This window comes from Corallococcus exercitus (genome assembly GCF_003611585.1).
GTDB classification, from domain to species: Bacteria; Myxococcota; Myxococcia; order Myxococcales; family Myxococcaceae; genus Corallococcus; species Corallococcus exercitus.
The window spans coordinates 1-6,778 of record NZ_RAVW01000487.1; the positions used below are offsets into that span (position 1 = coordinate 1).

Here is a 6,778-nt window from a genome sequence, read left to right on the forward strand (position 1 = left end):
GCGGCGGGGGCGGGGGTCGTGGGGTCGCTCAAAACGCCTCTCCGATGGAGATATGGACCGCGCAGAGCCCTTCCGGGGCGCCCGCGAACGCTGCATCAGCGGACGTCGTGGCCTTGTCGAACTTGCGCCCAAAGCCCAGGCATCCACCAGAGGACGGATAGATGTATCCGGGATCGCTGACGGGCAATCCCCGCCCGATGTTCAAGCGCCGCGCGATGTCCAGTCGGATGGGTCCCACCACCGTCAGGTAGCGCAGGCCGGCGCCCACGGCGTGGTAGTGCTCGGGACCGAACAGCTTGGGGGCGTTCTTGCCGAACAGCGCCTCCGTGCCCACGAGGCCGGAGTCGTAGAAGACCGCCACCATCAGGGCGTCCGTGAGCATGTAGCGCAGCTCCACGGAGCTTTCGAACAGGCTGTTTCCACCCACGGGCACGGTGTCCCAGGACTCCAGGATGGGGTTGCCGGCCGCGTCCAGCAGGACGTTGCCGTCGTCGTCCTTCTTGTAGGTGGGCGACAGCGGCGTCATGGGCGACAGCCGCTGGCCGTTGAAGCCGCGCATCGCGGTGGCGCCGCCGGAGAAGAAGCGGGTGACGATGGAGCTCTGGCCGCCGCCCGCCGGGTCCAGCGTGCCCGCGCGCAGCTTCACCGCCACCGTCAGGTCCTTCTTCTCTCCGATGGAGTAGTAGTAGCGCAGGTCCGGCAGCAGCCGGACGTAGGTGTACTGCCCGAAGAAGGGGCCGCCGCCCTTCTGGACGGAGAAGCCCACGTAGTAGCCGTCGCGGGGCTCGGTGCGGTCGTCGCGCCGGTCCCAGGCGAACGCCACCTCCAGGAAGCTCAGCGCCTGGTCGCATTTGCCCTCCTGGGTCGTGTTCTCACAGCCCAGGGTGATGGGCGGGACGCTCTCCTCCAGGCTCACCTGGCCCGTCAGCCGGTAGAGCTGCAGGTTGTACGAGGGGAAGACGGAGAAGGACGGGTGGGGCGTCCAGATGACGCCCGTCTTGAGGTAGCCGCCGTAGAACGAATAGGCCTGCTGCAGGCCCTTCTCCGCGGTGACGGAGGCCTGCAGGGCCACGTCGCGGAAGAGGAAGCGCGGCTGTTCGAACTCCGTGGTGAAGCTGAAGACGGGGGCCTCGTCGGAGCCCTCGTCGTTGCGCAGGCTCGCCAGCACGTTGGGGATGAAGGCGTAGCCCAGGCGCCCGCGCAGCGTGAGCCTTCGCAGGCCGCCCCGGAAGTTGCGGTTGGTCCACTCGCCCAGGATGCGGCCTTCCTGCCGCGCGGCGTCGATGCCGATACCGCCGCCCAGCTTGATCGAGTGGAAGGGCGACTCGCGCACGTCCACCACCACCGGCACCGTGGCGTTCTGCCGGTCCGGCGCGCCCCGGTTCACCTTCACCGCGCCGAAGACGCCCATGCGGAAGACGCGCGCCTGGGCTTCCGCCAGCGCCGCTTCACTGAAGTACGCGCCCTTGGTCACGGCGCCCTGCGCCTGTTCGATGATGCGCCGGGGCGGCACCTGCGGGTTCGCGTCCGTGGCGATGAAGATGTTGCCGAATCGGTAGCGCAGGCCCGGGGCAATCTGCAGGTCCACCACGGCCTTCTGCGTGGCCACGTCCACGCGCACCTCGCCGCCGACCTCGGCTTCCGCGTACCCCAGGTCCTTGAGCCGCTGGAGCACCAGCTCCTTGGTGGTGGTCCACGCGTCCTCGCGGAACACGTCCCCGGGCTTCATCGGCAGCTCTTCCAGGATGCGCTCGCGCTCACGCTGCGACGGCTGGCCCTCGCCCTGGCTCAGCGCCTCCAGGCCGTGCGGTTCAATGTGGTCGATGACGGTGGGCGCGCCCTCGTTGACCACCACCTTGAGGCGCACGGCCTTGTCGCCGTCGGGGATGACCTCGTTGGACTCCACCTGCGCCTGGTAGAAGCCCTCCGCCTGGTAGAAGCGCTCGATGCGGCGCAGGTCCGCCTGCCACGCGTTGGTGTCGAAGTAGTGCGCCTTGCCGAAGGGCCAGAACGCGTACCAGGGGGTGGAGGACGTGAGGATGCGGTCCTTGATGTCCCCCTCGTCCACCTGCTTCGTCCCCTCGATGTCCAGGGACTTCACCTTCGGCCCGGTGGGCTGATTGGAGGTGGTGGCGCACGCCGTCAGCAGCACGGCCAGCGTGAGGGGCACGGCGAAGCGGAATCGGAGGAGTCGGACGTCGGCCACGCCATGTTTCTTACCGGAAGGCCAGCCCCTGACGCGTTTCGCAATGTTTCTTTGTGGGGCGAATGTCGCATTCCACGACCTCGGGGGCGGGGGCAGTGTCCTCCAGCCCCCGGGCACCGCCGTGGCGCGTGCAACCGGGCCCGGGGTGCGTCAGATTCGGGCCCCTATGGTCCGGCGAATCGCGATGTTGTTGTCGGCCACGCTGGTGCTCGCCACCGGCTGCGGCGTGAGCGAAGACGAAGTGGTCCAACTCAAGGAGGGCGAGAACCTCTCCGACACGCCCTACTGCGGCTCCATCGGGTGCGCGGATCCGTTCCGCTTCTGCGCGGAGCTGTTCCTGGAGTTCGGCCGCTCGCCCCCCCTGTGCGTCGTGGAGAACATCTGCGACCGGCTGGAGTGCGTGAAGGAGGGCCGCCGCTGCGCCGTGTTCGACGGCTTCCCCGGCCAGGTGAAGTGCATCGAGGACAACGGCGACTGACGCGGGACGCGGGCGTCCCTTCGGGTCAGCGCCCGCGCCCGGGGCGGCCGCGTGTCCAGCGGCCCCGGGGCGGTGACTGCGTCTTGAAGGCTAGCGGCGCGACGAGGCGGTGAGCCACGCCAGGCGCTCCGCGGCGTCCTTCGTCTGCGGCTCCGTGAGCAGCGCGTCCGTGTTCTGCGCGATGCGGTAGGCCCAGTTGGCGTCGCCCATGGTGCCGGGCAGGTTGATGCGGTCGCGGGTGCCCAGCACGTCCTGCCACGGCAGCACGCACAGGTCCGAGCCCGCGTTCAGCGACGCGGCCAGCGTGGCGCGGTGGATGTCCGGGGTGAACTCGCGCGTCACCGCGACGCCCTGGAACTCCGGCCACACGCGCGCGGCGTTCTGGCGCTCGTCCTCGCGCGCCTGCTCCCACCACTCCGCCTGCGGCTCCGTGTCGTGCGTGCCGGTGGTGACCAGCGACACGGCGGGGAACTGGTGCGGGTCGCGGTAGGTGTTGTCGTCGCGCTCCCAGCGCAGCACGCGGTAGCCGGGCAGCTTCAGGTCCGCGAGGATCTTCCGCACGAACGGCGGAATCACGCCCAGGTCCTCGGCGACGATGCCCGCGCCCTCCGACAGCAGTCGGAAGTGCTTCTCACCCTGGCGGCGCCAGGTGGCCTCGTCCGCGGGGACGAAGTAGCCGGTGGGGTTCTTCTCGTCGCGGATCCACTGGCGGAAGTAGCCCACCGCGTGGTCCACGCGGCGCAGGTCGTAGTAGCTGGCCGCCTTGGCCGCGCGCTTCTTCAGCCACGCGTAGTCGTCCTTCTCCATGGCGGCGAAGTCGAAGTAGGGCAGGCCCCAGTCCTGGCCCGTGGCGGAGAAGTCGTCCGGCGGCACGCCCAGGCGCGCGTCGCGGCGCAGGATGTCCGGATGGGCCCAGCAGTCGGAGCTGTCCTGTCCGATGATGAAGGGCTCGTCACCGCACAGCAGCACGTCCTTCGCCTTGGCCTGCGCGCGGACCTGGTTCCACTGCACTTCGGCCAGCCACTGCAGCCACGCGTGGTAGCGCACGCGGCGCTCCAGGCCCTCCTTCTGGATGGCGATGAGCGCCTGCGGCTGGCGTGTGCGCAGCCCTTCGGGCCACTCCCACCAGGGACGGCGGCCCTCCTTCTCGCTGATGGCGGTGAAGAGGGCATAGCTCTCCAGCCACTCGCCCTGCGCCTCGCGCCACTTCTGGAACTCCTGGGCGCGCGGCGTGCGCGGGGTCCACTCGTGCTTCTCGAAGTGGTCGAAGGCGCGCGCGAACGCGGCGTCCTTGAGCGGGAACACCAGGTCGTAGCGCACGCGCGGCGCGCCGCGGGCCTCCGCCAGCTGCCCCTTCTGCGTGTCGCTGAGCGCGCCCTCGCCGCCGGTGGCCTGGAACTCCGGCACCTGGCTCAGGTCGATGAAGAGCGGGTTCAAACCGAACGCGGACCGCGTGGCGTAGGGGCTGGGGTCACCGGGCGCGGTGGGGAGCAGGGGCAGCACCATCAGCAGGCGCTGACGCGCGGCCTTCATCCAGGAGAACAGGCCATCCATGGCGCCAAAGTCGCCAATGCCGAAGTCCGTCCGCGAGCGAAGGGAGAACAGGGGAAGCAGGAGACCGGAAAGCCGGCCAGGAGTGGACATGCGGCGCAATCTGCCCCAGCCCCGGGCCGGTGTGAACTGCTGTCGCGACGCGGTGCACACACGCCTGCCTGTCAGGCATTTGGAGAACGCGGCGTTGGACCCAGGGCCAATGCGAGCGCTCAGTGGTTGACGAAGCGTGGCTGTGCGGATGGAGGGACAGCGCTTCGTGGACCGGCTCCCCCCCTGTTCCTCGACGCCCCGGTCCGCCGAAGGTGGAGGTCCGGCGGGGTGGAATGACAAGGTGTGTCATCGCCGTGGAAGACGAGGGGGGCAGGGTGTTGACGGCTCGGTCAGGCTTGCTCGTCGGGGAGGAGTGTCCGGAGAAGCTCGTCGTCGGGGCTGAGAGGGCGCCAGCCGGGCTTGGGAGGATTCGCGCGAAGTGCTGCCCTGGCCTGCTTGACCCGCTCCTTGTGCGTATCAGGAGTGTCGGCAGACCAGCAGCCGAGCGCCTTGGCGACCTGGAAACGGGACTCGTCGTCCATCACGGAGGGCCATCCATGAGGGAGGCTCTCGGACAGCTCGCGCACGAGCACGTCCCGCACGAAACGTGTGACCTGCTTGCGCTGCTCCGCCTCGGCATGCAAGCCGCCCAACACCTGCACTCCTGCGATGTCGTCCTTGCCAAGTTCCTCAGCGAGTTGGTTCAGTGGAACGGCTGGGTGTGCCTCGGCAAAGGCAGTGAGCGAATCGTAACCGCGCTCGCGGAGGCGCTCATACAGGCGGGCCTTCCAGTTGCCCTGCCAAGAGCGTCCGTCGGTCATCGCGGTCCCCCTTGAATGAACCTCATTGGGATGTCGTAGCGCCTCATGCGAGATGCGGCAATGTTCAGGACTTCATTCCGCGTCAACATGCGTCCCGCTTCAACCTCAGCCTCGCGCAAGGCCTCCATGATCATCCGGTTCCATTCGCCGGGCCACGTGCGCCCCAGCTTCCAGTTCCCCCCGCCGTGAATCGCCTCATGGTGGGCCTGCTCCAACCGGACGCAGAACTGGTCGATGTCCAGGTCGCCCTTGAAACCGCGCTGCTCGAACCACTCGCGGTGCTCTTGTGGCAGCACGTGGTGTTTCGGGGCGTCCGACATGCCCGCCCTCGCTCTGCCGGTTTCATGCATGCCACGCACTTCGGGACTGTCCCCCAGCGCATCGCGCAAGCCCTTGGGCAAGTCCTGATGCGCCTGGGCCATCAAGATCTGTCCGCCCTGAATGAGGACGGCCGCGCTGACGGCGGGAACGGAGATGACGCCCGCCTGCACCAGCTTCCGCATCATCTCCACCCATTCTGCGGATACCACCATCCGCGAGCCCACCATGACTCCACTCGAACTCATGATGAGGCCCACGCCGAGCGTCACTGGGGCCGAGGGTGGCACGCGCGGCATGGCCATCTTCATCGTGGAGATCATCGTGACCATCTCCACAGCCTGCATCGCTGCGATGACCTGCCCGCCAAACTTCATGGTCGCGCGGGTTTCTCGCTGGAGCGTGTCGAACTCACGCGTCAGCTTCCCCATCAGCTCGGGCATCTCGGTCGTCGCCGCCTCCACCCGCTCCGGGTCCAGTGAGGCAAGGTCCGTCAGCGTGGGCTCCATCATTCCCTGCACGCGATGAAGGTCGGTGAAGAGCTTCTCGACGCTGCACATCGGGCAGTTGCGAAGCACGGCGTCCGCGAGGTGCAGGAAGTCCACCCAGGTGGCCAGCAGGAGCGTCCCGAACCAAGCCGCCTGGAGCTTGGGCCCCGTCATGCGCAGCAGGCCCAGCTCCATGTCCGTGTCGCCGACTTCCGAGGCCGCATCCGTCAACACGGTGGCGCTCCCAAGCGCGCCATGAAGCCACGTCACCTGCCTGGAGCCCTGGTCGAGGTAGCGCGTGAAGACGCCGGTGAGGCTGAAGCCCCAGAGGTCTGGAGGACGGGCCGCCAGTTTTGAGAATGCGGCTTCGACGTTGCGCAGGGAGCCCTTCACCTCGTCCGTGGCTTCGAGGACTGCCTGACGCGTCAATGCAGCGCTTCGGGCCCCGCCCCCAGCGGCTGCCTCCCTGCTGACGTCTCCCACGGCTGTCACGTCGTCACGCGGCTGCTGGCGGCGCAGGAGCCGCTGTTCGGGCCCGGAGAGGACGTGTGGGGGAGCGTTCCAGGCGCGCGGGGGCTCATCGCTCGGAGTCTCCATCCTCGCGGGCGAGCGGGACTCACGCGGCGCGTAGCTCAGGCTTCGGTCCCGCCCAGGCGCTTGCGACACGGAGGCGCATCCCGTGGCCATCAGCACCAGGGACAGCAACAGGGCCTCAGCGCGCATTGTCCACCCCCAGGCCCACCGAGGCGAAAGCCCCTGGCCGCAGCGTCCCTTCCGGTGTGGGGAAGAGCAGCGTGCCGCCCGTCCCCATCGCGTAGAGCTTCCCGCCCAGCAATCGCCAGCGGACCTCGGCGGACCCCAGGAAGCGCGCTCCCAGCTGCCC

The 6,778-nt window shown here is 68.7% G+C and carries 5 protein-coding genes; 1 reads left to right on the forward strand and 4 read right to left on the reverse strand.

Annotated elements, in window-relative coordinates:
* Nucleotides 1–28: 28 nt before the first annotated feature.
* A complete protein-coding gene (locus D7W79_RS36535; protein ID WP_167497783.1) occupies nucleotides 29–2,206 on the reverse strand; it encodes a BamA/OMP85 family outer membrane protein in 2,178 nt (725 codons plus the stop codon).
* A gap of 166 nt (nucleotides 2,207–2,372) precedes the next feature.
* On the opposite strand from D7W79_RS36535, the gene D7W79_RS36540 reads away from it, so the two are divergent.
* The gene (locus D7W79_RS36540) at nucleotides 2,373–2,684 is read left to right on the forward strand and encodes a hypothetical protein (protein ID WP_120529909.1); all 312 of its coding nucleotides are present in this window, start codon (nucleotides 2,373–2,375) and stop codon (nucleotides 2,682–2,684) included.
* Between the two features lie 90 nt (nucleotides 2,685–2,774).
* Here D7W79_RS36540 and D7W79_RS36545 read toward each other — a convergent pair whose 3' ends face one another.
* The 3 genes from D7W79_RS36545 to D7W79_RS36555 all read right to left on the reverse strand — a co-directional run bounded on the left by D7W79_RS36545 (nucleotide 2,775) and on the right by D7W79_RS36555 (nucleotide 6,288).
* Nucleotides 2,775–4,328: a 4-alpha-glucanotransferase gene (locus D7W79_RS36545; RefSeq protein WP_120529910.1), complete on the reverse strand. Its 1,554-nt coding sequence runs from the start codon at nucleotides 4,326–4,328 to the stop codon at nucleotides 2,775–2,777.
* A 290-nt stretch (nucleotides 4,329–4,618) separates the two neighbouring features.
* Nucleotides 4,619–5,089, reverse strand: coding sequence for an NUDIX hydrolase (locus D7W79_RS36550; protein WP_120529911.1), 471 nt, complete (start codon nucleotides 5,087–5,089; stop codon nucleotides 4,619–4,621).
* Nucleotides 5,086–6,288: a DUF2380 domain-containing protein gene (locus D7W79_RS36555; RefSeq protein WP_338078842.1), complete on the reverse strand. Its 1,203-nt coding sequence runs from the start codon at nucleotides 6,286–6,288 to the stop codon at nucleotides 5,086–5,088. Before D7W79_RS36555 ends, D7W79_RS36550 begins: the two co-directional genes overlap by 4 nt.
* Nucleotides 6,289–6,778: the final 490 nt, after the last annotated feature.

What these genes read in the sequence shown, in the direction of transcription:
- D7W79_RS36540 (WP_120529909.1), top strand. Translation starts at nt 2,373, where the DNA reads ATGGTCCGGCGAATCGCGATGTTGTTGTCGGCCACGCTGGTGCTCGCC.
- D7W79_RS36545 (WP_120529910.1), bottom strand. Translation starts at nt 4,328, where the DNA reads ATGTCCACTCCTGGCCGGCTTTCCGGTCTCCTGCTTCCCCTGTTCTCC.
- D7W79_RS36550 (WP_120529911.1), bottom strand. Translation starts at nt 5,089, where the DNA reads ATGACCGACGGACGCTCTTGGCAGGGCAACTGGAAGGCCCGCCTGTAT.